At 67.4% G+C, this 24,689-nt stretch carries 26 protein-coding genes; 13 read left to right on the forward strand and 13 right to left on the reverse strand.

Annotated elements, in window-relative coordinates; translation table 11 throughout:
- Positions 1–185 precede the first annotated feature (185 nt).
- From MKK58_RS20035 to MKK58_RS20050, 4 genes are all read right to left on the reverse strand, one after another.
- On the reverse strand, positions 186–1,127 hold the full coding sequence (locus MKK58_RS20035) for a hypothetical protein (protein WP_243914168.1): 942 nt from the start codon (positions 1,125–1,127) through the stop codon (positions 186–188).
- Between the two features lie 88 nt (positions 1,128–1,215).
- A complete protein-coding gene (locus MKK58_RS20040) occupies positions 1,216–3,462 on the reverse strand; it encodes a ThiF family adenylyltransferase (RefSeq protein ID WP_243914170.1) in 2,247 nt (748 codons plus the stop codon).
- 5 nt (positions 3,463–3,467) lie between these two features.
- Positions 3,468–4,595, reverse strand: coding sequence for a hypothetical protein (locus tag MKK58_RS20045; RefSeq protein ID WP_043382553.1), 1,128 nt, complete (start codon positions 4,593–4,595; stop codon positions 3,468–3,470).
- A gap of 43 nt (positions 4,596–4,638) precedes the next feature.
- Positions 4,639–5,904 carry a patatin-like phospholipase family protein gene (locus MKK58_RS20050; protein WP_243914172.1) on the reverse strand — a complete coding sequence of 422 codons (1,266 nt, stop codon included), beginning with the start codon at positions 5,902–5,904 and terminating at the stop codon, positions 4,639–4,641.
- A 148-nt stretch (positions 5,905–6,052) separates the two neighbouring features.
- Between MKK58_RS20050 and MKK58_RS20055 the strand changes: the two genes are divergently transcribed.
- The 5 genes from MKK58_RS20055 (at position 6,053) to MKK58_RS20075 (ending at position 9,530) form a co-directional block, all read left to right on the forward strand.
- A complete protein-coding gene (locus MKK58_RS20055; RefSeq protein WP_043382550.1) occupies positions 6,053–6,361 on the forward strand; it encodes a helix-turn-helix domain-containing protein in 309 nt (102 codons plus the stop codon).
- A gap of 145 nt (positions 6,362–6,506) precedes the next feature.
- The gene (locus tag MKK58_RS20060) at positions 6,507–7,346 is read left to right on the forward strand and encodes an ImmA/IrrE family metallo-endopeptidase (RefSeq protein ID WP_243914179.1); all 840 of its coding nucleotides are present in this window, start codon (positions 6,507–6,509) and stop codon (positions 7,344–7,346) included.
- 146 nt (positions 7,347–7,492) lie between these two features.
- A complete protein-coding gene (locus MKK58_RS20065) occupies positions 7,493–8,593 on the forward strand; it encodes a DNA-binding protein (protein ID WP_243914181.1) in 1,101 nt (366 codons plus the stop codon).
- Between the two features lie 327 nt (positions 8,594–8,920).
- A complete protein-coding gene (locus MKK58_RS20070) occupies positions 8,921–9,145 on the forward strand; it encodes a hypothetical protein (RefSeq protein ID WP_243914182.1) in 225 nt (74 codons plus the stop codon).
- 136 nt (positions 9,146–9,281) lie between these two features.
- Positions 9,282–9,530, forward strand: coding sequence for a hypothetical protein (locus MKK58_RS20075; RefSeq protein WP_243914183.1), 249 nt, complete (start codon positions 9,282–9,284; stop codon positions 9,528–9,530).
- Positions 9,531–9,545: 15 nt separating this feature from the next.
- Here MKK58_RS20075 and MKK58_RS20080 read toward each other — a convergent pair whose 3' ends face one another.
- The 6 genes from MKK58_RS20080 to MKK58_RS20105 all read right to left on the reverse strand — a co-directional run bounded on the left by MKK58_RS20080 (position 9,546) and on the right by MKK58_RS20105 (position 12,588).
- Positions 9,546–10,241: a VIT family protein gene (locus MKK58_RS20080; protein WP_243914189.1), complete on the reverse strand. Its 696-nt coding sequence runs from the start codon at positions 10,239–10,241 to the stop codon at positions 9,546–9,548.
- Between the two features lie 5 nt (positions 10,242–10,246).
- Positions 10,247–10,801: a cytochrome b gene (locus MKK58_RS20085; RefSeq protein ID WP_243914190.1), complete on the reverse strand. Its 555-nt coding sequence runs from the start codon at positions 10,799–10,801 to the stop codon at positions 10,247–10,249.
- Positions 10,802–10,865: 64 nt separating this feature from the next.
- Entirely contained in the window at positions 10,866–11,198 is a 333-nt protein-coding gene (locus tag MKK58_RS20090) for a hypothetical protein (RefSeq protein ID WP_243914191.1), read from the reverse strand.
- A gap of 40 nt (positions 11,199–11,238) precedes the next feature.
- Positions 11,239–11,442: a DUF2934 domain-containing protein gene (locus MKK58_RS20095; protein ID WP_243914192.1), complete on the reverse strand. Its 204-nt coding sequence runs from the start codon at positions 11,440–11,442 to the stop codon at positions 11,239–11,241.
- A gap of 45 nt (positions 11,443–11,487) precedes the next feature.
- A complete protein-coding gene (locus tag MKK58_RS20100; protein WP_243914193.1) occupies positions 11,488–11,871 on the reverse strand; it encodes a hypothetical protein in 384 nt (127 codons plus the stop codon).
- Between the two features lie 66 nt (positions 11,872–11,937).
- Positions 11,938–12,588 (reverse strand): BON domain-containing protein, encoded by a 651-nt coding sequence (locus tag MKK58_RS20105; RefSeq protein WP_243914194.1) that lies wholly within the window; start codon positions 12,586–12,588, stop codon positions 11,938–11,940.
- A gap of 228 nt (positions 12,589–12,816) precedes the next feature.
- On the opposite strand from MKK58_RS20105, the gene MKK58_RS20110 reads away from it, so the two are divergent.
- The 3 genes from MKK58_RS20110 (at position 12,817) to MKK58_RS20120 (ending at position 15,839) form a co-directional block, all read left to right on the forward strand.
- Complete coding sequence (locus tag MKK58_RS20110) at positions 12,817–13,224, forward strand: hypothetical protein (protein WP_243914196.1); 408 nt, start codon at positions 12,817–12,819, stop codon at positions 13,222–13,224.
- A gap of 201 nt (positions 13,225–13,425) precedes the next feature.
- Positions 13,426–14,901 (forward strand): FAD-dependent oxidoreductase, encoded by a 1,476-nt coding sequence (locus MKK58_RS20115; protein WP_243914198.1) that lies wholly within the window; start codon positions 13,426–13,428, stop codon positions 14,899–14,901.
- Entirely contained in the window at positions 14,898–15,839 is a 942-nt protein-coding gene (locus MKK58_RS20120; RefSeq protein ID WP_243914200.1) for an NAD(P)/FAD-dependent oxidoreductase, read from the forward strand. The genes MKK58_RS20115 and MKK58_RS20120 overlap by 4 nt, the downstream gene beginning before the upstream one ends.
- A 213-nt stretch (positions 15,840–16,052) precedes the next feature.
- Here the strand turns inward: MKK58_RS20120 and MKK58_RS20125 are convergent, their stop codons facing one another.
- Positions 16,053–17,042: a zinc-dependent alcohol dehydrogenase family protein gene (locus MKK58_RS20125; protein ID WP_243914201.1), complete on the reverse strand. Its 990-nt coding sequence runs from the start codon at positions 17,040–17,042 to the stop codon at positions 16,053–16,055.
- Positions 17,043–17,075: 33 nt separating this feature from the next.
- Entirely contained in the window at positions 17,076–17,705 is a 630-nt protein-coding gene (locus tag MKK58_RS20130) for an NADPH-dependent F420 reductase (protein WP_243914203.1), read from the reverse strand.
- 131 nt (positions 17,706–17,836) lie between these two features.
- Here MKK58_RS20130 and MKK58_RS20135 point away from each other — a divergent pair, with 131 nt between their 5' ends.
- Positions 17,837–18,733, forward strand: coding sequence for a LysR family transcriptional regulator (locus MKK58_RS20135; RefSeq protein ID WP_313899296.1), 897 nt, complete (start codon positions 17,837–17,839; stop codon positions 18,731–18,733).
- Positions 18,734–18,854: 121 nt separating this feature from the next.
- Here MKK58_RS20135 and MKK58_RS20140 read toward each other — a convergent pair whose 3' ends face one another.
- On the reverse strand, positions 18,855–20,459 hold the full coding sequence (locus tag MKK58_RS20140) for an oleate hydratase (RefSeq protein WP_243914207.1): 1,605 nt from the start codon (positions 20,457–20,459) through the stop codon (positions 18,855–18,857).
- A 165-nt stretch (positions 20,460–20,624) separates the two neighbouring features.
- On the opposite strand from MKK58_RS20140, the gene MKK58_RS20145 reads away from it, so the two are divergent.
- The 4 genes from MKK58_RS20145 (at position 20,625) to MKK58_RS20160 (ending at position 24,684) form a co-directional block, all read left to right on the forward strand.
- Positions 20,625–20,966, forward strand: coding sequence for a hypothetical protein (locus MKK58_RS20145; protein WP_243914208.1), 342 nt, complete (start codon positions 20,625–20,627; stop codon positions 20,964–20,966).
- 314 nt (positions 20,967–21,280) lie between these two features.
- Positions 21,281–23,167, forward strand: a complete 1,887-nt coding sequence (gene dnaK / locus MKK58_RS20150) for a molecular chaperone DnaK (protein ID WP_243914216.1) — start codon at positions 21,281–21,283, stop codon at positions 23,165–23,167.
- Between the two features lie 29 nt (positions 23,168–23,196).
- On the forward strand, positions 23,197–23,730 hold the full coding sequence (locus tag MKK58_RS20155) for a nucleotide exchange factor GrpE (protein ID WP_243914218.1): 534 nt from the start codon (positions 23,197–23,199) through the stop codon (positions 23,728–23,730).
- A gap of 48 nt (positions 23,731–23,778) precedes the next feature.
- Positions 23,779–24,684 (forward strand): DnaJ C-terminal domain-containing protein, encoded by a 906-nt coding sequence (locus MKK58_RS20160; protein WP_243914222.1) that lies wholly within the window; start codon positions 23,779–23,781, stop codon positions 24,682–24,684.
- Positions 24,685–24,689 lie beyond the last annotated feature (5 nt).

Raw genomic sequence — 24,689 nt, forward strand, 5'->3', positions numbered from 1 at the left:
CGTAACTGTTTTCGCGGTGCCGGTGGATCGCTGTGGAAGATACCCCCAAGTCCAGGGGATTGCATCGAGCGAAACCGGATCGTTTTTAGAGCCGGCAACGAACCTCCCGGCAGGCATCACCATATGCCTTCAGGGAACGGAAAGGCCCATGCCTCGCCTTCGATGACATGCCTGGCTCTTGAGCCTCAACGCGGGAACCGTCGAGGCGGGACGTAGAGCTGCCGAAGGCTGTCGTCGTTCATCGCGAGAAGGCGATTTTTCTTGGAGGCGAAATCGTAGACCGAGGATGCCTGCGTCGATGATGTGCGAAGGTTGATCGCACGGTAGATGCCCGGGCGGTCCGGCAGCGACTTCACGATGACATCGCCGGTCTTCGTCGTCATGAGGCGGACGTTCTCTTTGTAAAGAAGTTCTCGTATCGCCATCGGCGGATGGCTGTACATGTTGGCGAAATCCGACGAGCACACCGCGAGCGTCGGTTCGAGGTGCCGCAGCAGCTTCTTGGTGGTGAATCCGTTGTCCGCGCCATGATGCGCGAGGATCATGACGTCCGTTTCGCGGCGGAGCGTACGCAGCCTCCTGAGGCGCGCGCCGATGAACGTGGACTCGACGTCGCCGAGGCTTAGGACGTTGAAATCGCCGCGCCGGAAGTGCTTCACCGTGGAATTGTCGTTGTCGCATACCGCGCTGAGATGCACCGGGTTGTGGTATGTGTCCTGGAACGCGAGGTCGCGCGCATAATCGAGGTTGGCGATGAATGCCGGCGTGATCTGTCGAACGGATGCGCCGCGATTGGAGAACCGCATCTCGTGACGATAGGCCTCGATGATATCGAGGCACGTGTCGCCGTTGACGGTATGCGGAACGTATCCCGGGCAGTCGATCCGAGACGGTCTCACAAGGCCCAATAGTGACTCAAGCTCCGAGCCAGCGCAGTGGTCTGCGTCCCAGCTCGTCACATGAAGGTCGTCCGCGTGGGTGACCCCGCAGATCTCCATCTCGGCGAGCAAGGTCTTCCGGTTGATCGCGTTCAGGCGACCTTCGATGACGGTAAAGCGCCCGTTGGCGAAGTACGAGAAGGAGGACCCCTTCGTACCCAATTGATAAGCCCTGAAACGCGTCACCATTCGGAACCCCGTTAATCCGGTTTGCGCTGGATGGGCGAGGTTCGGTTCGACCCCTCGCTGGATCGGCGGCTGGCGCTGCTCCTGCCGCTCATCCGACCTTCTCGGCCAGCACCACGTTCAGCCCGTCGTCGCCGAGGATCAGCGACAGCCCGGGCAAGCTGTCCAAGGCGGTGTCGATGGCCGTGTGGCAGAGTTGGACGATATCGGTGGGACTCGGGTCCACGGGATGTCGGGAGGGGTGCGAATGCCACTCCCCGACGTACCGGACCATGTCCATGACCCTGGCCATCTTGCCGGTGACGTGGTCGGAGAGGCCCTCGATGCCCCTTTCGAACGCGGCCGGCGTCCCTCTGCTGTCGGGCGGAGGGGGCAAGGGTTCGACGATATGGATCTTCCGCGCCGAGCCATCGACCACGCCGATGACGGAGCCGCCGGTCTCGGCAGGTAGGGCGCCCTCCCGCATGGCGACCATCGCGGATCGCGCCTCGGCGTCGATGGTGATCTCCCATCCCGCTAGGCTGTGGCGCTCGATGGGGGCGACGACCGGCGCCGTGACGGACACGCCCCCATCCGCGGCGAGGGTCCAGATGCCGATTGAGGGGCCGGGGGCATCCAGGGCCCGCGCGAGGCCCATGGCGGCTAGCGACGACAGAAGGGCGACGCGGGCTTCCGGGACGCGGTTCGTCACCGCCCGACACGCCCCCGTGTAAGCGAACCTCTCGCCCGTGGCCGTCAGGTGGCGCTCCAGCGCGGGGATCAGCAGCACGGATCGATAATATTGGGCCTCAAGGTCGCGCAGCGTGGTCGAGCGATCCTCGGGCTCTACGAGGACCACCGCGGCTTCGGCGGAGGGGTTGAAGAAGATGCTTGCACGACGGCCGGGCACGTCGAGGTCGGAGAGATGTCGGCTCGCCGCGACCGAGGCCGAGGCGTCGATGACGACCGCAGCCTGCGCGAGCGCATCGCCGAGGTCGTCGGCGTGGGGCCCGGGACGGAGAACGTTGCAGCCGATGACCTTCGTGACCGGGCCGGCTGCCGTGGGCTGGAAGACGGCGTTCAGGTGATGCCCGAGCGCGGCCGCCTTCACTTGCCCGACCTGCATGGCCCCCAGCGTGTGACGTGCCAGGTTGTGGGGCAGCAGCCGGTCGTCGTCGACGATGCACCACTCGTATCGTCCCTCCCGGATGAGGCTTTCGGCGACGTGGGAGCCGATGGCGCCTGCCCCGACCATGACCACCTTCCGCGCGTCCGCCGTTTGCCGGCCTCCCAAGGTGGCGGCCAATCCCGCGTCGAACGCGCGATGGACCTGCGCCATCTCCACGACGCATCCGGTCAATTGCATGCCGTCTACGTCGCGTGACGGGATCGCACGGACGAATCCGGATGCCGCGTTCGCATCCTGGTCCGGGAGCAGGACGCCGAGGGCGACCCCGACCTCGCCGACCGTCTTCTGCGTGATGAAGACCCGGAGGTCGATCAGCCCCGGAAGGTCGCCGTTCGGAGCGACGACCGGCATTGCGACGATCAGGGCCAGCGCCCCGTTGAGGCGCGCCCGGTCCTTCGCCTCCGACCCGGCCCAACGCCTCACACGTTCCTGAAGGTCGGGGATGATCGCGACGCCGCGGTCCGAAAGCACCGCAGCGAGCGCTGCCAGATCGCGCGGGGCCCGCCGCATTCGGGTCATCCGCTCCGGGGGCACGGTGTAGGCCACCGGGATGATGCGGCTCGCGTCCGCGCTCCTCGGCATGGAATCGACAGGCAGGACCATGAGGACGTCGGGATCGTCATCGCTGGTTCTGAAACCGACGAGCTCCACGTCGTCCGTCCCGGACAGGACGGAGGTTGGCACGACGATCTTAAGGGGAGATAGCCCGAAGAAGGGGTCCACGGGCTGATGGGGGTCGTGCAATTCGCCTCGGGCGGCTCGCCGGAACCAGAGGTGGACGCGCTGAAGCAGTTCCGCCGGGGACCAAGTCAGGCGCGCCTCGTCCCAGGGACGGTCGTCGATGCACATGGCGGAGGGAAAGCCCTCCGGCACAAGCTGTTGATGCTCCGTGTCCGGAAAGTCCTCCCGAAGCATCACCACGAAGGGCATGGCCTCGTCGGCGCCAAGGGCGATGCCGATCCTCTCGATCCTTTCGATGGGTACGACGGGCCGCTGCGGCACCCCCGTCCTGATATCGACGAGAAGCATCTCCGGACCGGCGGGATGTCGGCGAGCCTCGACCACGGTGGCGATGTCCGGGGCCGTGCGCATGTAGGCGTCGATGGCCCTCGCCTGCCTCGTAACCAAGTCGTCGATGGGGATGACGGCCCACTCGTCGATCCAGGCCATGGCGCTCAACCCTGGCGGGCGGGCTTGGAGGTGGCGGCCGTCGCGACGGTCGGGGCCGCAAGCACCAAGCCGATGCCGTAGCGGTCGATCTCGAAGCGCAGGGGCTTCGGTGGGTTTGCGGTCTGGTCCATGGTCACCATGAACGTCCCGAGCTTGTCGCCGACGACGCGGCGATGGTGGTTGGCCGCCTGGCGGTGGGGCGGCTGCGTGGACTTGTCCTCAAGCGATCCGGGGAGCGGGATGGGCTTGCTCGGCGACACGATGGTGCAGCGGTTCTGCCCCTGGGTCTCGAAGAGCCATTTCACCTCGGGGACCGCCACGGTCTCGGTCAAACCGCGATCCGGCCCCAGGGACAGGTACGAGCAATGGTGGAACAGCTTCAGCAGGTCCCAACGCAGGCGGTCGTCGTTTCCGTAGCCGCGTGTGATGTTCACGATCTCGGCCAGCACCGTATGGTCGACGTCCGAGCCGAACAGCGCATACGATTCCTCCCCACCGTCCACGAAGACGGCTTGGAAGACGATGCTGTCGCCGTTGCGGTCGTGGACCACGGTCTCGTCCTGTCGCCACGCGAAGGGGCTGTGGACGAAGAATTCCACGGCCTCCGGCCCGTCCTTGGCGAAGCCGGGCACGAGCTTGCCCGCGTCGACGAACAGGTGCTTGCGGCTTTCGAAGTCCATGCCCTCCGCTTCCATCCACGACTTGAGGCGGTCGGCGCGGGAGAAGATGCGAATGCCCTTCTTCTCGCGGAGGCGATGGCGCGCCTCCTGTCGAATGAGGCGGGCATCGCCGTCGAGATTGGTTTCCGTCAGCGCGCAGGCCGGCACCCAGAGCTCGTCGATCTCGACGCGGTCCTCCCCCTGGTACGCGGTCGAGTGCCGGAGCCAGAAGAACTCGCCCATGCGCTGGCAGTGGTCGTCGTCGAGGTGCGTGAAGCAGACAACGTCGAAGTGGTTCCGCCCCGCCTTGCGGAGGACCGCCCTCAACTCCTTGGCGAGATCGCAGCGCTTCTCGTAGGGATCGTCGGGATTGTGCTGGTTGCCGAAGTCGATGAGGAGCAACTGCTTGTTCGCGAGCTCAAGCAGGGTGCTGTCGGCGTTTCCGAGCGGATAGAAGGTCGCGTAGGCGGTCATCTCGAAGTCTCCTCGTTCCCTTGGGTTCAGGCTTGCATTTCGTCTACGGGCGCCACTGAAGCGTCCTTGGGAACAGGGCGGCCGAATGCGTCGTGAGGACAGTGTCGGCCACCTCGAAGCCGTGCCGTGCGATGCGTTCGAACGCGGCCGGCGTCATGGCCTTGAGGTCCGTGGGATGGCCGAGAGCCGCGCGGACTTCGGCGTCGTTCAGGAAAGCGTCGTATTCCCGCTCGTCGCGCGAGCGTCCTTCCTTGATGTCGACGTCCCGGATCGACACGCCCATCTTGAAGAGGGCGCCGGTGACGACCTTGGCGTCGACGTCCCTCATGAACATCCTGGACCTTAGGGCCCGGATCTGGTCGCTCGCGATGTCGAAGAGGCGGGGTCCGGCAAGGCGTCCTCGAAAGATGGCGAGCGGGGAGGCCGATCCGTACGCCGGGACGGGACCGGAAGCGTCGCTGCAGATGACGAACGCCGCCGGGTCCGGCGCTATTCCGGGCTTGTAGATCGCTTCCAGTCCCAGGTTCTCGTAGACGCCCCCATCCCAAAGCCCGATCCTGTCCACGTCGGGTTGGGTCCGCTTGAGCGGCTTGCGCGTGGCGGGATCGGTCTGGAACCAACCCTCCTTGGGCAGGTCGACCCAGAGGGCGCCCAGGACGTAGGGAACGGCTGCCGATGCTGCGGCCGCATCCGCCAATCGGATGTCGGGGGCGTAATGGCGCCCGAACACCCAGTCCCCCATTTCCCTCGCGGAGAACCTCCAGCACTTGCCGCTGTGGAGGGACGTCGTGTTGATGAGCCAGGCGGGCTTCTCCGGCAGGTCCCGCACGCGGCCGGTGACGCCCCAGCGTTCGGCCAGGAGATCCGCGAGCACGCTGGCCCGGTGCGTCAGTATCCTTCGGTTGAAACGGAATAGACCGCGCCATCCGATTGCCCTGACCGTGAAGAGGTCGACGGTCGTCAGGAGGTTGCGGAGGGCCGGGTATGTGCGTTCGAGGTAGGCTGCGGAGCCGGGCCACGCATGGTCGTTGAACGACATGAGGGCCGAAACGAGCAGGCTTCCGCCGGATACGGTCGAAACGTGCGTGACCCTTTCCAGAAGGCCCTCCTCGGCCAGTCGTTTCAGCACCCCCGCATGGAAGGCCGCGGCGCGTATGCCTCCGCCGGAGAGCGCCAAGCGAATCGGCAGCCCGGAAGGTTCGCCAGCCGGCGTCGCGGCAGCGACGGTGGTGGTCGGGGGTTCCGTTCCGTGCTCCCGGGACGTCGGGTCGGCTTCGCAGCCAGGCTTTGGGGAGTTCTCCGGCTGCATCGCGTGCTCCGGCTACGCCACCGTGGTAGCGAACCATAAAGTATGTCTACACCGAACATGCGCGTCGTTGTAGCGCTTTGCAAGGCCCTGGTGTTAGTCTACGCCGAACTTTCTGGTTCGACCGGTGCGTGAGGGGAGACAGGCCGCGGTGGCGACGTTCGGCGAGAAGATCAAGGAGCTGAGGAAGAAGGCGGGTCTGACGCTCGACCAGCTCGCCGAGATGACCGGCTCCAGCAAGTCGTACGTCTGGGAGGTGGAGAACAAGAATCCCCCTAGGCCCTCGGCCGAGAAGATCGACCGGATCGCGAAGGCGCTCGGCGTGACCGCCGATTACCTGATGGACGCCCAGGCCGACTTGGCGACCGCGGAGGACGAGGCGTTCTTCCGGAAGTACAGGGGCCTCGATCCGGACGTGAAGGATCAGATCCGCCGGATTACCGAGACCTTCCGGAAATAGGCATCGTCTGACGTCGAAAGGCGTAGGCTGGCGTTGCCCTGGCCTCGCTTGGCTGCGAGCCTGGACCTGTGAGCGATTCAGGTTCCGGTCGATGCCAGACACATCCGAGATGACACCGATTAAGTGGGCCAACCGGCTCACCCGGATGCTCGACGCGGTGAAGGGGTCCGACCGTTACCCGGTCGACGTCGAGGAACTGATCCTCGAATATTCCCGGGTCATCTCGCCGGACGACCCGGTGCTTGAGATCGTCAGCCGGCCCCTGAGGGGGTTCGAGGGCGCGCTGGTTCCGGTGCGCGAGGCCCCTTGCGGATGGCTCGTCGTCAGCAACTCGTCGGCCTCGCCTGGCAGGCGCCGGTTCACGGTCGCGCACGAGGTCGCCCATTACATCCTTCACCGTGACCGCATTCCCCCGCAGGGCATCTACTGCAAGGAGGAAGACGTCAGCCGCCGGGCCGGCAAGGACATCGAGAAGGAGGCGGACACGTTCGCCGCGGCGCTCCTCATGCCCCTCCATGACCTGCGGCGGCAGATCGATCCGAAGGCAAAGCCGACCCTGGCGGACCTCAGCGCGCTGGCCGAGCGTTACGGCGTATCGCTTACGGCGGTGACGCTGAGGTGGCTCGAAATCACCGAACGCCGGTCGCTCATGGTCGTCTCCACGGAGGGATATGCCCTCTGGGCGAGGTCGAGCGAGCCGGCGTTCAAGTCCGGTCGCTTCATCAGGACGTCAGGCACCCCGCACGAGATCCCCGCGGGCGCCGGTGCGTCGCAGCCCGATCTGGCGGAAGCCTGCCGGGCTGGTATCGCCCACCCCTCGGGCATCTGGTTCGACGAGGAAGTCGAGGAATTCACGGTTCATGCGACGGCGTTCGACCAGGCCCTCACGATACTGCATCTCGGCGAGGGACGGGCGCGCTGGGAGGTGGTGGAGGAACGTGTACCGGACGTGGTCGACAGGTTCGAGAAGGGCGGTCGTTCCTGAACACCGCATCGGGCGCCGCCGCGTTGTGTCCCCTGGTGTCGCCTGAGCGGTAACGAGTTGATCCGCCCGCTACGACCGACGCGTTCGGTGAGAGCTTCTTCACGCCCTGGGGCCATGCTGTGCCGAACGGTTTCGGGGCGGCGGTCATGGTGGACAGGGCAGAGGTCTTTCGCGTCGCGGACAAGCTGCGGGCGCTGAGGGGCGACAAGAAGGTCCGGGTCTCGGTGCGGCGGGTGCGCGACGCGCTCGAACGGAAGGGGTCGTTCAGCGACGTCGGGCCGGAGCTCCTGCGGTGGAAGGCGGCCCGCAACTACCAGCCCGTCATCGAGCTGATGGAACTGCCGGACGCCCTGCAGCGGCGCCTGGGCGACTTCGGCAAGGCGTTGCTGGACGAGGTGCAGGCGCACGAGAGCCGCATCCGGGACGGCGAGCGCAGGAACTTCGAGGTCGAGCGGGAAGCCTACGGCTACATGCTCGACGAGGCCGGGATGACGGTCGACGTGCTGGAGGCGCGGGTGGCGGCGTTGACCGCCGAGGTCGAGCGCCTGCGGAGGGATGGCGCCACCGAGGCGGATGCCGGGCGGACCCCCGAGGAGGTCGCCGAGGAGCACCGCCGCCGGAACGTCTGGGAACGCGGCGCGTCCCTGCGGGCGCTGATGGCACGCAAGATGGACGAGAAGGTCGTCCCCGGCGCCCAGGAGGCGTTCTGGCAGGATGTCGAGCGCGAGGTGCTGGCGCTGTTGCGCAAGCGTGGCCCGATGCCCGCGGGCGACCTGCTGACGAACCTGTCGGGGAACCTGCTGAACCGCGGCGCGGACGTCGAGATGCCGCTGTCGGTGGGCTGGCTGCGGTTCCGCCTGCGGGCCCTGGCGGTCGAGGGCGGATCGCTGGTCGAGAAGGGCGGCCGCTTCGTTCCCGCGGAGAAGGGCATCGAGGTCATGCCGGAGGCGGTCGCCCCGTGGTTGGTTGACGAGGCCCCCCCGACGACGGACGGCGACGCGGTGATGCGTGACGTGCGCGATGTCCTCGCACGTCACGGGCCGATGAGACCCTCCGAGATCGTCCCGCTCCTGCCGGCGGGGACGACGGCGCTTGCCAGGCAATTCTGGTCGGATGGCTTGGATCGCTTCGCGAAGAAGATGTCCGAACGGGTGGGTCCCAAGACCTACTTCCACCCGCTCGGCGACGGTCGCTACGCGGCGGGTCCCGAGCCCGAGGGGGAGCAGGTCAAGCGACTCCGAAGGTAACGGATTGCGGGTAGCGGTACCCGCAATCCGGTACGAATTTTTCGATCTCGATCCTGCATCGGCCCGTCCCCTCGTATTTCCAGGGTGCGGACGCAGGACGTCGTACGCCTCGGAACGTCGGCGATGGCAGGCGTGCGAAATGCCGAGCGCCCCCTTCCGCCATGCGGCTGGGGGCGGGTCAGGGCACGGCTTCAGGGACGGCTGTCGGAGCCAGCCCCTGTGCATTCCCATACACAACGGCTAAGGTTGCGCATCACCGGCTGGCGACCCTTGGCGCCGGTGACTGAGAGAGTCGTGCGCTCCCGCCTCCATCCGGAGAGCGATGCGATGCCCGGCAGCCGTCAAGCGCGTGAAGCCCATCTCGGCGAGCCGCCTCCCACGGCCTACCGCGTGATCCTGTTGAGGAAGGATGGGGCCGTTATCGGTGCGGTCCCCCTTTCTGCACGGGACGACGACTTCGCCATCGCGCAGGCGAAGTCTTTGGTCGACGGCCACGCCGTGGAGCTATGGGATGGGCTGCGGTTCATCGAGCATTTCGATCCGGTCGATTGAGCCCCATATCTTCGGCATCGATGTCATGCGTCCGGTTCCGAAGGGATGTTTCGGGCGGACGGCCACCGACAACCGGAACGACCGCGTCGCGGGTCGCAGGGGTGAACCATCATGCCCCGCGGGAGGAGATGCCTGCATGAACCCGATCCGTCATCCGCCGGCCGAGGTTCGGGAACCGCCGATGCGGACCGGGCTGCCGATGCGCCATGGCGGCGCCTGCGTCGGACTTCCGGCAAATGACAATCGACCTTGCGCGACACGGCCAACGGCGGGCAGCCTCGACCTGGCCCTCATCGTCGCCGGGCGACTTGTCCTCGGTGCAAGCTGCATCGGCATCATCGCGGCAGGGGCCTGCCTGTTGGGCATCGACCAGCAGATGCCTTGATCCCTGAGCCGACGCTCAGACGGCCTTGCCGACGAGGTGGCCGATGCCTGCGGTCACCGCCATCGCCGCCGCCCCCCAGAATGCCACCCGCGCGGTCGCACGTGGAATGGCCGCACCGCCAACCTTTGCCCCGAGCGCCCCGAGGACGGCCAGGAACAGGAGCGAGGCGGCGGACACCGAATAGACGACGAGGCCTGTCGGCGAGACCGCGGCCACAAGGAGCGGCAGGGCCGCCCCGGCGGAGAAAGTCGCGGCCGACGTCAGGGCCGCCTGGATCGGACGCGCGGTGGTGAACTCCGAGATGCCGAGCTCGTCGCGGGCGTGGGCACCCAGCGCGTCCTTGGTCATGAGTTGGTCCGCGACCCTCAGCGCGAGGTCGCGGTCGAGGCCGCGCGCGACGTAGATCCCCGCAAGTTCCTCCCGCTCCGCGGCCGGGTCGTCTTCGAGTTCGCGCTTCTCACGCGCGAGGTCGGCCTGCTCGGTGTCGGACTGGGAACTGACCGAGACGTACTCGCCCGCCGCCATTGACATCGCCCCGGCCACCAGGCCTGCGGTGCCTGCGACCAGGATCTCCCCGGAGGCGGCGGAGGACGCAGCGACGCCCACGATGAGGCTCGCCGTGGAGACGAGCCCGTCATTGGCGCCGAGTACGGCGGCCCTCAGCCAGCCGATGCGGTCGATGAGGTGGTTTTCCCTATGGGCGGGGCGCATCGGCGTCAGGGTCTCTCGATGGGGGTGGCGCCGGCGCGTCCGGGAAGCATCCGGGGGAGGATCGCATCGTGCCAAAGGTAGTGATGGAACAGGGCCGCGGAGGCATGGAAGAGGGCGACCGCCATCAGGATGTTCGCCGCGATCCCGTGCCAATGCGTAAGCGGACGGCGCCATTCCGGGTCACCGACCTGCGGCAGGGCAATCGGTCCGACGAGGGTGACGCCTCGCACGAAGGCGTTGGCGATCCCGAGCCCGGCGATCACGAAGAGCAGCAGGTAGAGCGCGGCGTGGGTCGCCTTGGCGACGACGTGCCAGGGACCGGGGTCCTCGACGGGAAGCTTCCGGCCCCACGTGTTCCGCCAGATCAGCGCCGCGACGATGACCCCGAGGAAGACGAAGCCCAGGACGAAGTGGGCCGACCAGATTCCCGAACGCAGCGCCCCCTTCGGCACGACGTCCTCCAGAAAGGTGCCGACCAGCCACAGGCTCAGGACGAGCCCGGCCGTGAGCCAGTGCAGGGTGATGGTGGTGCGGTCGTAGACGTCCGGTCGTGACGGCATGTCGTCTCCTGTCGGATGGGGTCACGTCCGTTCCACCGAAGGCGACGGACATGACCGGGAAGGCCTAGAGGCGTCGCAGGTCGACGACCTCGTCCCGCGGATCGTGACCGCCGCGCAGGTCGACGTAGGCCATGCCTCCGGCGCACGGGCGCTCCAGCCTCACGCGCAGCAGGATGTCCCTCACCTGGGACCGGCCGAGCCATCCCGTGGGAGGGTCGAAGACATCCAGCCGGATCTCGTCCCGCACGCCCTGTTCCGGCGAGCGGACGGCATCGGCGTGCCGGACGAACCATGTCTCGACGGATCGCGCCATCGACCCGGTGAGGCGGACGTCGTGGCGGTCCCGCCCATGGGCATCGTCGGTGACGGACCCGTGGTAGGTGATGGTCGTCGTCATACGGGAATTCGCCTCTGGCTGATGGGGCCTGGTTCGTAGGTCAGCAGCAGCAATCGGACCCCGACCCGCTCCTGACGAAGTCCCCGTCGGGGAGCACCGGTCGACCGGTCATCTCGCCGTGGAGTTCACGTTCGGCCTGGAGCCAGAACTCGTCCGCGTGGCCATGCGGGCGGTCGCGCCGCTCCCAGAGGTGGAAGGCGCGGTCGCGGATCTCGCCGTTGGTCGGTCTCGTCTCGGGGGTCATGCGCTGCTTCCATGAATGTCGGGGTCCGTGGTCGGAACCCGGCGATTACTCGGCCGGTGCCGCGGTCGGGACCTTGTCCGGGACCGCACTTGCCGACGTGGGACGACGCTTCCGTAAGCTCCCCTGGATCAGGGTGGCGATGGCGTAGCCCATGGCACCGACCGCCAGGGCGGTGGCGAAGGGAGACGTCGCGCGGTGACGGCCTTCGTGCGAATGCCCGCCCCGCGTCGACCGCTCGGCTTTCCGGATACCGGCGCGTCCATATTCAAGGGTGTCGTCCGCCAGGTGCGTGGCCCGGTCGGCGACATCCCGGACGGCGTCCTGGGCCCGTGCAAGGATCTCGTCGGCTGCGCCCTCGATGCGATGACCGTCGGTATCGGATGCATCGCCATGCCTGGGATGGTCGTGGTCGTGGTGGGTCTTGGACATGTTCGGTTCCTCTGTCTTGGACGAGGGACCCTGCCGGTGCGCGTCGCCCGGCAGGGCGAGCGTCGTTCAGGCCACGCTGATGCGGTTATCGACGGCGGTGGTGCCCGGGGAGGCCCAGGCCGCACCCACCGCCTCGCGGCGCTCCTGCATGGTACGCACGGTCCCGCCGAGATGGACGGTCCCACCATCCGCGGTGACGGTGACGTTCGAGGGATCGAACAGCCACGACCGATCCAGCGCCTCGCTGATGTTCGCGCTTACGTCCGAGACGTCGACCTGGGGCAAAACGGTGATCAGGTTGTTGACCGCCACGACGCCGGAGAGGTGCCGCAGCTCGCGTTCGGCGGCCTCGGATTGGAAGTGGCGCTCGACCTCGCCGGTCAGGGTGATGACGCCCTTCGACACCTTCACGGAGACGCAGTCCGGCGGAACGGCGACGTTCCAGGCGAGGCGCGCGACGGCGGTCGTCGCGATGTCCACGTCCGACCGCTTGAAGGAGAACGGAACCTTCACCTCGATCTCCTGGACGATGGCCTTCACGCCCCGCACGCGACGGGCCGCGGACTCGGCGGCGAGCTTCTCGTCGTAGTTCCCGACCTGGCCGGACAGGGAAACGATCCCGTCCTTGGCCGTGACGCCGATCTCCGAGGAAGTCACCGCCGGGTCCCAGATGAGTTCGGCCGTGACGCGGTGCTGCAAGCTGGTGTCGTGGGACATGGTGGTCTCCGTGACGATGTGAGGAAACGCTCGGCGCCCATGCCCCCGGGGCGGCGATGGTCGCCGTCCATGTCGGAGGGGGATGTCCCGGCATCCGGCCAACCTAGGGAGCGGGACCGGTGCGGTCCTTGATCCACCGCAAGGACGAGGTCGGCCCGAAAGCTACGGTGACCTTCACGCCCGGACGGTCGACGCATCGCGTTCGGCCATGGCGAGAAGGAACCCAAGATGATCCGTCCCAGCCCCGTCGAGGCCCTGACCGAACAGCATGACCGCCTCGGCGCGTTGATCCGCCTGATCGACGACGGGCGCTGGTGGACCGGGGACGACGCCTGCCGGATCGAGGAGGGGGAGATCTGCCTTCAGGCGGGCAGGATCGGTGCCGCCCTGGACGTGGTCGAGCGGCTCGCCGACGCGATGGCCGCCGAGGACGGCACGGGCGTCGGATCGCAACCGGCATCCACGTCGAGGCATGCCGTGCCCATCCATTCCGCTTCGGAAGAACTCGTGATCCCGGACGACCTCGGCCCGTTCTCCCCCGGTCCGGTCGATCCCCATCCGCACGAGACCCACGAATCCGGCGGTTACGAGCAACGGGCCTGGGGCCTGTCCGGCGGCATTCCGAAGCTCGCCTGACGGGCACGACCTCCCGACCCCGACCGGGGGCGCGGACAGCTTCACCGGGACATCACGCGAGCCCGAAGCCTCCACGCGTTCGCGCGGCCCGGTTCATCGCCACTGGACGAACCGACACGGTCGGACCCGGAACGCGCTCCGAGGAAAGTCGCGCGCCTCCCTCGTCGAACCATCCAACCCATCAGATCGAAGGCGTTCGCCATGACCACATCACCACCGCATTGGGACGAGGAGGCGGACGTGATCGTCGTCGGCTACGGTTTTGCCGGCGCCACGGCGGCGATGACCGCACACGACCTGGGCGCCAAGGTGCTCCTGATCGAGAAGGCGCCCGAGGCCCACAAGGGCGGGAACAGCCGTGTCTCGGCCAACATCGTCTTCTGGCCGAACGACATCGACAAGGCCAAGGCCTACTTCCGGGCGATGGCCGGACCGTACATGGACGACATCACGGACGAGATGCTGGACGTCTGGGCCCGGGAGATGATGGCCAACAAGGCGTGGCTCGAAGGCCTGGGCATGGTCCCGGTCGAGCTTCCCTATGTCGAGTTCCCCGAGTTCGCCGGATCGGACTGCGTGCACGTCCTGCTGAACGGCGAGGGGCCGGTCGGCGGCGAGCGGCTTTGGCGCCTGATCGAGTCCTCGGTCGACGCGCGCCGCATCGACACCCTCTACGAGACGCCGGTCGTCGGTCTCGTCCGAGACGGTAGCGAGATCCTAGGCGTGACAGCGGACCGGCTGGGCAAGCGCATCGCGATCCGGGCCCGACGCGGCGTCGTGCTGACGTGCGGCGGGTTCGAGAACGCCCCCGTGATGGTCCGCAACTACGTGGCGGGCCTACCCACGGTCTACCCCGTGGGGACGCCCTACAACACGGGAGACGGCATCCGCATGGGGATCGAGGTCGGTGCCGACCTCTGGCACATGAACAACGTCTCAGGCCCGATCCTGTCCTTCAAGGCACCCGATATCCCGGTCGCCCAGTGGCTGAACCTGCCGCATGGGAAAAGCTACGTCTTCGTCGGCGCCGACGGGGGCCGCTTCACCATGGAGGGGGAGCCGTGCTCGGTCGGCGACGCCCACGGCAAGGTGAGGCGGCACGGGCAATGGCAGCAACAGATCCTGCCCTTGCCGATTCACATGATCTTCGACGAGGCCTACCGGAAGTCGGGTCACATCGGAAAGGCCGGGGCGGATTGGGACGTCAGCCACGGCAACCGTTACGACTGGAGCGACGACAACCTGCGCGAGGTGGCGAAGGGCTGGATCAAGACGGCGGATACGCTTCCGGGCCTGGCGGGCCTGATCGGCATACCGGCCGACGTGCTGGAGGAGACGGTCGCGCGCTTCAACGCTGACGCGAACGAAGGATACGACCCGGATTGGGGTCGGAAGGCGAATACGCTCGCCCCGATAGAGACGGGTCCGTTCTACGCGATGGAGCTGACCCCGGCCTTCGTGAACACCCAAGGCGGCCCGAGGCGGGATGCGCATGCACGGATCGTCGGCGTCGACGGCGAACCCATCGGGCGCCTGTTCTCGGCGGGCGAACTCGGGTCGATCTACTCCTTCCTCTACCAGGGTGGGGGCAACATCGCCGAATGCTTCGCCTTCGGGCGGGTCGCCGGGCGCAACGTCGCGCATAGCCCGGACACCGACGGCTCGGCGCCAGCATGACCCCCGTACTCGATTGCCTCGTCATCGGCGGCGGGCCCGCCGGATTGACCGCCGCGATCTACCTCGCAAGGTTCCGCCGCAGCGTGCTGTCCGTTGATAAGGGGTGGAGTCGCGCCAAGTGGATCACCCTCACCCATAACCTGCCGGGCTTTCCGGAGGGCGTCTCCGGGCCGGACCTGCTGGCCCGGATGCGCGAGCAGGCACGTCGGTATGGCGCCACGCTGGAGCATGGCACGGTCGAGGCGCTCCGGCGCGACGCGGATGGCCTGTTCCTGGCGAAGGTGGGCGACACCGAAGTGACCGCGCGAACCGTCCTGCTCGCCGCGGGCGTGGTCGAGAACAACCCACCCCTCCCTCACGTCGCGGAGGCGGTGATGGGCGGGCTCGTTCGGACCTGTCCGATCTGCGACGGCTACGAGGCCATCGGCAAGACCATTGCCGTGCTCGGGAACGGCGAGCACGCCGCCGCGGAGGCGTTATTCATCCGGACCTTTTCGGCGCAGGTCACCCTTTTGATGCCCGCATCCGGCGACGGGGGATTGTCTTCGGCGACGCGTTCCGCCCTATCGGCGGCCGGCATCGCGACCCTTCCGGTCGTGGTGAACTCCGTGGCCCTGGAAACGAGCGGCGTCACGGCCGTCGGCGTAGCCGACGGGGCCACGCACAGATTCGACAGGGTGTATTCGGCCTTCGGGATCGTTCCCCAGTCCATGCTGGCCGTCGCCGCAGACGCGAAGGTCGATGCCGCGAACCGGCTTTTCGTGGACGGACACCAGGAGACCTCGATCCGGGGACTTTTCGCGGCCGGCGACCTTGTCCGCGGCCTGAACCAGATCGCCGTCGCCGAGGGCGAGGCCGCGATAGCCGCAACCGCGATCCACAACCGGCTCGCCAGGGTCCTGGCTCGTGCAACGGCCACGGCGCCTGGGCCTGCTTAGCCACTGATCAATGTATCTGAGCGGCGACGGGCCGTAGACGACCAGAGGAGGACCTATTGGTCGAAATCCGACATATGCCACCGGCCGCGCGAACGTCCGTTCGGGGTGGTCAGCGATAGGACCGCTTCCCATCGACCTGCCAGCAATCGCGGACAAGCGAAAACGGCCCCGCCGATGTGGGGCCGCTTTCGATGGTTGGTCCGACGTAGACGCTCAGACCGTCACCACGATCTTCCCGACCTGCTCGTTGCTTTCCATGAAGCGGGTCGCCTCCACGATTGCGTCGAGAGTGAATGTCTTGGCGATAACGGGCTTCAGCGCGCCCGACGCCAGCCCTTCGACGATGAAGGCCTTGGCCTGCTCCAGCCGCTCCGGGTCCGTCGTGATCTCGAAGAGCTGGTAGCCCCGGATGGTGAGGTTCTTCCCGAGGAGTGACAGGACCGGCACCGGCACGTCGGCGACGTCGAGGGCGCCGTACTGGAAGAAGATGCCAAGGGGGGAGAGCGCATCGAGGATCTTCGGCACCTCGGGTCCGCCGACCGGGTCGAAGGCGATGCGGGCGCCCTTGCCCTCGGTGATCCTCCTGACCTCGGCGACGAGGTCCTGCTCGGACGTGGCGATGACATGCTGGGCCCCCGCCGCGAGAAGCGTCTCCCGCTTCGAGCTACCACGCGTGAGCGCGACCGAGACCCCACCGAGCATGTTGACGATCTGGATGGCGGCAAGCCCCACGCTCGACGAGGCGGCCCGGATCAGCACCACGTCGCCTTTCCGCATCCTGGCAATGTCGACCAGGGCGCCGTAGGCGGTGACGAACATCATCCAGGTCGCTGCGGCGTCCTCCCACGACAGGTTCTCAGGGTGCCTCACCACGCCGAAGGCCGGGGCGTTCACGAGTTCGCCGTGCAGGCCGTACTCGCCGAGCATGAAGCAGGGCACGACGCTGACCTTGTCGCCGACCGAGAAGCCCTCGACACCGGGACCGATCTTCTCGACCAGCCCCGCAGCCTCGTAGCCGGTGATGGCCGGGAACGTCGGCTGGGTGACGTACTGACCGGTGCGGAACATGACCTCGGCCCGGTTCAGGCCCATGGCCTTCACCCGGATCTGAACCTCGCCGGCCTTGGGGGCGGGCACCTCGACATCCTCGACCTTGAGGACCTCGGGGCCACCGATCTCGTGGAAGCGTACGATGCGTGACATGGCTCTCTCCTTGAGGGGAATGACGGGAGCGGCTCAGGCCGCCTTGATCCAGGCCGGGGCTGCCGAGGTGCCCCAGCCGAGGAAGAACCCGAAGTGGATGTTGATCTCGCCGACCGGCTCCAGGTAGCGGGAGTTGCTCAGCGGACCGGCATCGACGGGGGTGAACCCGACAGAGGATGCCAGGGCCGAGACGGCTTCCTTGGCGGCCTCGTCATCACCGGCGACGAAGACCTGCACCTCTCGGCCCTCGCGTGCCTCGGCGGGGAGCAGTTGGGCGAAGATCGTGTTGAACGCCTTTACGACCCTCGCGCCCGGAACCAGCTTCTGGATCTCCTCGGCGGCCGACGTCGTGTGTCCGACGGTGAGCGCCTTGTAGTCCGGCGTGATCGGGTTCGAGATGTCGACGACGATCTTGCCGGTGAGGTCGCCGACACCCTTCAGGGCCTCGCCGGCCGAGCCGTAGTTCACCGCCAGGACGACGATGTCGGCGAGCTTCGCGGCGGCCTGCGTACCCCCGCCCTGGGCGCGAGGCCCGATCTCGCTGGCGAGCGCGGCGGCCTTGGCCGGGTCCCGGTGACCGATGGCGATGTCGATGCCCTTGGAGGCGAGAAGCCGGGCCAAGCCGCCGCCCATGTTGCCGGTGCCGATGATCGCGATGGTCATGTGCTCAACTCCCGAAGCGCCGCCCCGTGGGGCGTTGGAGGGGTTGTGAGGCATGACGGATGATGGATAAATCGCCGTCCGACGTGCACACTTGAAACAATGGGTTTCAAATCATGGACCGGCTCGCGAGCATGGCCATCTTTGCTAAGGCCGTCGAGGTAGGGTCGTTCTCGGCCGCCGCGGACGCACTCTCGATGTCGTCCCAGATGGTGGGCAAGCATGTGCGGACCCTGGAGGATCACCTCGGGGCCAAGCTCATCAACCGCACGACCCGCCGTCAAAGCGTCACCGAGATGGGTCGCGCTTTCCACGAACGGGTGCGGACGATACTGGCGGAGGTCGAGGCGGCGGAGGCCTTGGCGGCGGAGAGCCTGGCCATCCCGCGCGGGCGTATCCGGGTGAACGCCCCGGTCACGTTCGGAGCCCACGAACTGGCCTTGGTGCTTCCGGATTATCTGGCCGCCAACCCCGGGGTCGACGTCGAGTTGACGCTCGCGGACCGGACGGTCGACCTGATCGACGAGGGGTACGATGCCGTCTTCCGCGTAGGGCCTCTCGGTGACAGCGGCCTCATCGCCCGGTCGCTGCAGCCCATGAGGATGGTCCTCTGCGCGGCCCCCGCCTACGTCGAGGCGCGAGGCATTCCTACGTCACCGGATGACCTGCGGGGACACGAATGCCTCGGCTTCGCCTACGGCTCGACGCGGAACCAGTGGTCCTTCGATGGACCAACCCGTGCTGTCACCATCGATGTCTCCTGCCGGCACATCGTCAACAACGGCCAGGCTCTGCTGACCCTGGCGGTGGCGGGAATGGGCATCCTGCTGCAACCCGCATCGCTGGTCCGGGAGGCCCTCGCATCGGGAAGGCTCGTCCACCTGCTGCCGGACTACGAGCCCCCGATGCATCACATGCACATCCTCTACGCCCCGGATCGGCGCATCACTCCCAAGCTGAGATCCTTCCTGGACTTCATCGTCACGCGCTTCGGTAGCTCGGACAAAGCGGTCGGGGCCACGACCCGTTAGACGACGAGCCATTGCGCTCTGAGCGTCTGCTATCGATCCAATCGTCGGTTGAGTTCTACGACATGATCGGGTCGGAGGCGGACGGCATCATACGTCGGGTCTTGATCACTAAGCCGCCGGCTCACGCATCCTGCAGGTCGTGCAGTGCCCGGTACGCCTTGAACAGGACGCGGGGATCGAACTTGCCCTGGTAGACCGCGGGCGGCTCGCGTTGGAGCCTGAGCAGGCCGTAGACGGCGGCCTGGGCGGAGCGGATCGAGTATTCGACGGTGAACACCACGTCGTCGGGCAACTCGCAGAACTGGCCCATGAGCCCGAGGTTGGTCGTGCCCCTCGGGATGACCTGCGGCCGGTCGCCTGGCTCGCGCGGCAGGAACTGGCTGGTGATGAACGGCATCATGCAGGGAATGCAGATGGCCTTGTCGAGGATGCCGGCCGCCTCCGCCTCGATGCGCAGGTGGCCAAGGATCTCGGTCATGATCTCGCGGCCGGTGCAGGCCGACATCGGCTTCCTGACGAAGTTGCCCGGCTGGTCGACCGCGAGGCCGTAACCCCAGAACACCCCGACGTCCTTCGGCTGGCCGATGAAGTGAGGCTGGAACGGGATGACGATGGAGGCGAGCCAGTTCGAGCGCGGGAAGGTGACGAGGCCGCCCTCGCCGGGCACGTTGCCGGTGAAGTCCTGTACCAGCCGCAGGAACGTCGGGTCGTGCAGGGTGGTGGTGAAGGACACCCATTTGGACTGGTCGATGTGGTCGGCGAATACGGCCGGGCGCCCGAATTCGGGAGCGTCCTCCGCCAGTCTTTCCCAAAGCATCCAGGCGCCGCCATCCGTCTTGCCCTTGAGCACGGGCGCGTGATCCATGCCGCCCAAGGATGAGCCTTCGGTCATCGAGCCCAACGTGACGAGGACGAGGTCGCCCTCCCTCACGCGGATCTCCCCGGTCTCGCCCCGACGGTCGTAGACGATGCCCGACACGGTGCGTCGATCCTCTTCCCGCCAGAGGCTCAGGTCGGTCACCCGCGTATCGAAGGTGAAGACGACGCCGCGCTCGTCGAGCCACTTGCGCAGCGGCAGCACCATCGAATCGTACTGGTTGTAGACCGTCCGCATGATGCCGTGGAGGCGGTTGAAGCCCGAGACCATGTGGGCGAAGCGGACGAGGTAGCGCTTGAACTCGACCGCCCCGTGCCAGGGCTGGAAGGCGAAGGTCGTGCACCACATGAACCAGAAGTTCGTCTCGAAGAACGACGGGTCGAACTGGTCGGCGATGGTGGTTTTCCCGAGCATCGATTCCGGGAGGAGGGCGAGGCGCTCGATGGTCAGGATGTGACCTTCGTCGAGGCCGAATTGGGGGGCCGTCAGACGCTGTCCGTCGCTGACCAGGCGCGCCTTCGACGAGGTCTTCATCGTCTCGTTCCAGGCGAAGGTCTCCTGGGTCACCGTCTGGGTCCCATTGAGCGTCGGGATCGAGGCGAACAGGTCGAAGGTGCAGAGATATTTGCTCTCCAGCATGCGTCCGCCGCGCAGGACGTAGCCGTCGTTCGGGCTGCCCGATCCGTCGAGGCTGCCTCCCAGGACGCCGCTCTCCTCGATCACGGTGATGTCGCAACCCGGCATGTCGCCGTCGCGGATCAGGAACGCCGCCGCGGCCAGGGAGGCGATGCCACCACCGACGAGGTAGGCTTTCCGGTCCGGGGGAGCGGTGGTTTCGGCATGGGCCATGCGGTGTCTTGCCTTTGAGCGTGTCTTCAGAAGTGTAAGCCGAGACTATTCGAAGGGCTCGAAGCGTCTTTGATCCAGGACAAAGCCGCCCGGCGGGATGGGGCTCATAGACGTTCGGCGATGGATCGGAGCCGGGTGCCCGACATCGGACGAAGGTGATCCCAGATGCGTCTTCCCGTCCTGCTCCTGTCAGCCGTGTTCGCACTGGCGATGACCGAGGTCGGGTTCGCCCAGGCCACCCTTCCGAACGACGACGTGAACAGCGCGAACAATCCCGGCACGGTGAGGGACGCCGCGCCGGCTCGGGTGGAGGCCCTGGACTGCACCTGCCGCACCACGGCAGCGGATGCGGCCGCCTCGCCCAAGCCGGAAAGCGACACCGCGCCGGGCGACCGGATCATCGACTGCAGCTGCCACAAGGGCGTTCCGGACACGACCGGAGCCCTGGTCGGCCCCGACGCTGCGGTGACCGGTTCGGCCGGCGACGTCGCGGTCCCGTCGCGCTGATCGGCACCACCCAGGGAAGGTCGGACATGAACCGCGGACCCGCTAGCGCGACGCCCACCGAGGAATTCCAGCGCGAGACCTGGGAGGACGATGGCGGCGCGGGCCTGACGGGACCTCGCACAACGAGCCGGGTCCCCATCAAAGCTCCGGCCTCCCCGAACGCCGGGCGCGTCTCGCCGGATCGGACGTCTCGACGGGCCGGCCCGGGCATTCAGCAGACCACCCCCCGAACCTGACCCGTCACGAATTTGGACGCCGCCGGAGAAGCATGCCGGCAGCCGCATCCCTCACCACAGACATCACGGAGACCAACCATGTCCAAGGCCATCGGCATCGACCTCGGCACCACCAACTCCTGCGTCGCCGTCCTCGACGGGGCGAAGGCGCAGGTCATCGAGAACGCGGAGGGTGCGCGGACCACGCCGTCCATCGTCGCCTTCACAGAGAGCGGCGAGGTCCTGGTCGGGCAGCCGGCCAAGCGCCAGAGCATCACGAATCCCGAGAACACCATCTCGGCGATCAAGCGCCTGATCGGCCGTCGCTACGACGACCCGCTGACCGAGAAGGACAAGGCCATGGTCGGGTACAAGATCGTGCCCGGCCCCAACGGCGACGCCTGGGTCGAGGTGAAGGGCAAGACCTACAGCCCGAGCCAGATCAGCGCCTACATCCTGACGAAGATGAAGGAGACCGCGGAGGCCTTCCTCGGCGAGAAGGTGACCAAGGCCGTCATCACCGTGCCGGCGTACTTCAACGACGCGCAGCGCCAGGCCACCAAGGACGCCGGCCGCATCGCCGGCCTGGAGGTGCTCCGGATGATCAACGAGCCCACGGCGGCCGCGCTGGCCTACGGTCTCGACAAGAAGGGCAACGGCAAGGTCGGGGTCTACGACCTCGGCGGCGGCACCTTCGACGTCTCGTTCCTTGAGATCGGCGACGGCGTGTTCGAGGTGAAGTCCACCAACGGCGACACCTTCCTCGGCGGAGAGGACTTCGACAACCGCATCGTCGACTACCTCGTGGACGAGTTCCGCAAGGAGAGCGGCATCGACCTGCGCAAGGACCGGCTCGCGCTTCAGCGCCTGAAGGACGCCGCCGAGAAGGCGAAGATCGAGCTGTCGTCGGCCACCCAGACCGAGGTCAACCTGCCCTTCGTCACGGCCGACCAGAACGGGCCGAAGCACCTCGCGATCAAGCTCAGCCGGGCCAAGCTCGAAGCCCTGGTCGCCGACCTCGTCGAGCGGACGGCGGGGCCGTGCAAGGCGGCGTTCAAGGACGCCAACCTCGACGTGTCGCAGATCGACGAGGTCGTCCTCGTCGGCGGCCAGACCCGGATGCCGAAGGTCCAGGAGACCGTGCAGGCCCTGTTCGGGCGCGAGCCGCACAAGGGTGTGAACCCGGACGAGGTCGTGGCCATCGGCGCGGCCATCCAGGCGGGCGTGCTCCAGGGCGACGTCAGCGACGTGCTGCTCCTCGACGTCACCCCGCTCTCGCTCGGCATCGAGACGCTCGGCGGCGTGCTGACCCGGCTGATCGAGCGCAACACCACGATCCCGACCAAGCGGAGCCAGACCTTCTCCACCGCCGCCGACGCCCAGCCGGCGGTGACCATCCGGGTGTTCCAGGGCGAGCGCGAGATGGCGGCCGACAACAAGATGCTCGGCCAGTTCGACCTCGTCGGCATCCCGCCGGCGCCGCGGGGCCAGCCGCAGATCGAGGTCACCTTCGACATCGACGCCAACGGCATCGTCAACGTCTCGGCCAAGGACAAGGCGAGCGGGAAGGAGCAGACCATCCGCATCGAGGCCTCGGGCGGCCTCGACGAGGCGGCGATCCAGCGCCTCGTGCGCGAGGCCGAGACCCATGCCGGGGCAGACAAGGTCCGCAAGGAACTGGTCGAGGCCGGCAACCACGCCGACGTCGCGATCTACACCACCGAAAAGAGCCTCAAGGAGGCGGGGGGCAACGTTCCCGCCGACGTGAAGGCCGAGGTCGAGAAGGCGGTCACGGCGGCGAGGGAGGCGATCCAGGCCGGAGACCTTTCACGCATCAAGGCGGCCACCGAACGCCTGACCCAGGCGGCGGCACGCCTGGGCGAGGGCGGGCCGGCCGCCAAGGGTCCGTCGGCCGATCCGGAGATCGTCGACGCGGAGTTCGAGGAGGCCCCCGGCGACGCCCCGCGGCACCGGCCGGCGGCATGACCGGTCCGGCATTCGAGGGGGAGCGACCGATGCCCGAGACCATGAACGGTGCCGCGTCACCCAACGGGGAGGCCGCGGATCTCGCGGCCCTCCAGGCCGAGAACGCATCCCTGCAGGATCGCCTGATGCGGGCGCTCGCCGAGACCGAGAACGTTCGGAGGCGCGGCGAGCGCGGCGTCGATGATGCCAGGAAGTTTGCGGTGCAGGGTCTCGCGACCGCGCTTCTACCCGTTGCCGACAACCTCGGTCGCGCCGTTGCGGCCGGCACGGCCAGCCCCGGCGCAGGCCCGGAAGCCAACGCGTCCCTGCTCGAAGGCGTCGGGGCGACCGAACGGATGCTGACCTCCGCCCTCGAACGGTTCGGCATCCATCGGATGCCGGCCCTCGGGACGCCGTTCGATCCGAAGGCGCACGAGGCGATGCGGGAGATCGAGGACGCGACCCACCCTCCCGGGACCGTCGTCGAGGTCATGGAGGATGGCTTCACCCTCCATGACCGCCTCCTGCGACCGGCCCGGGTCAGCGTCTCGAAGGGCCAGGCCGGGAACGGCACCGGAGGCTGATACGGCCATCATCAGCCACGACGACATCCCGGACCGGAGGAATCCGTATTGAGCGACGATCCGTACAAGGTCCTGGGCGTGAAGCGGGACGTCTCCGAGGCTGACCTGCGCACGGCCTATCGGAAGCTTGCCAAGAAGCTGCATCCCGACCTCAACCCCGGCAACAAAAAAGCCGAGGAGAGCTTCAAGGCGGTGGCGACCGCCTACGACCTGCTGAACGACCCGGCCAAGCGCGCCCAGTTCGACCGCGGCGAGATCGACGCGTCCGGCAGCGAGCGGCCGCGCCAGCCATATTACCGCGAGCAGGCAGAGCGCGACGCCGGCCATCCCTACGGCGGCGATCAGGGGTTCGGTGATTTCGGCGGCGAGGACATCTTTGCGCAGATGTTCGGTCGCGCCGGCCGCGGCGATCCCAACCGGCCCGGTACGGACGCCCGCTACCGGCTGGAGCTCGACTTCCTGGAGGCGTTCAACGGCGGGAAGCGCACGCTGACGCTTCCCGACAGCCACGCCCTGGACGTCACGATCCCACCCGGCACGCGGACGGGGCAGACGCTGCGCCTGCGCGGCAAGGGTGGACCTGGCATCGGCAAGGGGCCGCCGGGTGATGCCCTGATCGAGGTCGAGGTCCGTCCCCACGCCCTGTTCAAGCTGAAGGGGGACGACATCCACGTCGATCTGCCGCTGTCGCTCCGCGATGCGGTCCTCGGCGGCAGGGTCAGCGTGCCGACGCCGTCCGGCCCTGTTTCCATGACCGTTCCGAGGTGGAGCAACACCGGCGCCGTGCTCCGCCTGAAGGGTAAGGGCATGGTCCGGGGCGCCGCTGCCGGTGACGAGTACGTCACGCTGCGGCTGACCCTGCCGGCCGAGCCGGATGCGGAGTTGCAGGACTTCGTATCCCGGTGGGGGACCGCGAAGCCTCATGGGACCCGGCAAGCCGAGGAGACGCTATGATGGAA

It is taken from the genome of Methylobacterium sp. J-078 (assembly GCF_022829285.1).
Lineage (GTDB): Bacteria > Pseudomonadota > Alphaproteobacteria > Rhizobiales > Beijerinckiaceae > Methylobacterium.

Bases quoted from the DNA above. Each gene is read 5' to 3' on its own strand.
- MKK58_RS20140 (WP_243914207.1), bottom strand. From the start codon at position 20,459: ATGGCCCATGCCGAAACCACCGCTCCCCCGGACCGGAAAGCCTACCTC.
- MKK58_RS20085 (WP_243914190.1), bottom strand. From the start codon at position 10,801: ATGCCGTCACGACCGGACGTCTACGACCGCACCACCATCACCCTGCAC.
- MKK58_RS20120 (WP_243914200.1), top strand. From the start codon at position 14,898: ATGACCCCCGTACTCGATTGCCTCGTCATCGGCGGCGGGCCCGCCGGA.
- MKK58_RS20135 (WP_313899296.1), top strand. From the start codon at position 17,837: ATGGCCATCTTTGCTAAGGCCGTCGAGGTAGGGTCGTTCTCGGCCGCC.
- MKK58_RS20115 (WP_243914198.1), top strand. From the start codon at position 13,426: ATGACCACATCACCACCGCATTGGGACGAGGAGGCGGACGTGATCGTC.
- MKK58_RS20035 (WP_243914168.1), bottom strand. From the start codon at position 1,127: ATGGTGACGCGTTTCAGGGCTTATCAATTGGGTACGAAGGGGTCCTCC.
- MKK58_RS20045 (WP_043382553.1), bottom strand. From the start codon at position 4,595: ATGACCGCCTACGCGACCTTCTATCCGCTCGGAAACGCCGACAGCACC.
- MKK58_RS20060 (WP_243914179.1), top strand. From the start codon at position 6,507: ATGCTCGACGCGGTGAAGGGGTCCGACCGTTACCCGGTCGACGTCGAG.
- MKK58_RS20145 (WP_243914208.1), top strand. From the start codon at position 20,625: ATGCGTCTTCCCGTCCTGCTCCTGTCAGCCGTGTTCGCACTGGCGATG.
- MKK58_RS20095 (WP_243914192.1), bottom strand. From the start codon at position 11,442: ATGACCCCCGAGACGAGACCGACCAACGGCGAGATCCGCGACCGCGCC.
- MKK58_RS20090 (WP_243914191.1), bottom strand. From the start codon at position 11,198: ATGACGACGACCATCACCTACCACGGGTCCGTCACCGACGATGCCCAT.
- MKK58_RS20130 (WP_243914203.1), bottom strand. From the start codon at position 17,705: ATGACCATCGCGATCATCGGCACCGGCAACATGGGCGGCGGCTTGGCC.
- MKK58_RS20110 (WP_243914196.1), top strand. From the start codon at position 12,817: ATGATCCGTCCCAGCCCCGTCGAGGCCCTGACCGAACAGCATGACCGC.
- MKK58_RS20065 (WP_243914181.1), top strand. From the start codon at position 7,493: ATGGTGGACAGGGCAGAGGTCTTTCGCGTCGCGGACAAGCTGCGGGCG.
- MKK58_RS20070 (WP_243914182.1), top strand. From the start codon at position 8,921: ATGCCCGGCAGCCGTCAAGCGCGTGAAGCCCATCTCGGCGAGCCGCCT.
- MKK58_RS20100 (WP_243914193.1), bottom strand. From the start codon at position 11,871: ATGTCCAAGACCCACCACGACCACGACCATCCCAGGCATGGCGATGCA.
- MKK58_RS20050 (WP_243914172.1), bottom strand. From the start codon at position 5,904: ATGCAGCCGGAGAACTCCCCAAAGCCTGGCTGCGAAGCCGACCCGACG.
- MKK58_RS20155 (WP_243914218.1), top strand. From the start codon at position 23,197: ATGCCCGAGACCATGAACGGTGCCGCGTCACCCAACGGGGAGGCCGCG.
- MKK58_RS20080 (WP_243914189.1), bottom strand. From the start codon at position 10,241: ATGCGCCCCGCCCATAGGGAAAACCACCTCATCGACCGCATCGGCTGG.
- MKK58_RS20105 (WP_243914194.1), bottom strand. From the start codon at position 12,588: ATGTCCCACGACACCAGCTTGCAGCACCGCGTCACGGCCGAACTCATC.
- MKK58_RS20040 (WP_243914170.1), bottom strand. From the start codon at position 3,462: ATGGCCTGGATCGACGAGTGGGCCGTCATCCCCATCGACGACTTGGTT.
- dnaK (WP_243914216.1), top strand. From the start codon at position 21,281: ATGTCCAAGGCCATCGGCATCGACCTCGGCACCACCAACTCCTGCGTC.
- MKK58_RS20075 (WP_243914183.1), top strand. From the start codon at position 9,282: ATGAACCCGATCCGTCATCCGCCGGCCGAGGTTCGGGAACCGCCGATG.
- MKK58_RS20125 (WP_243914201.1), bottom strand. From the start codon at position 17,042: ATGTCACGCATCGTACGCTTCCACGAGATCGGTGGCCCCGAGGTCCTC.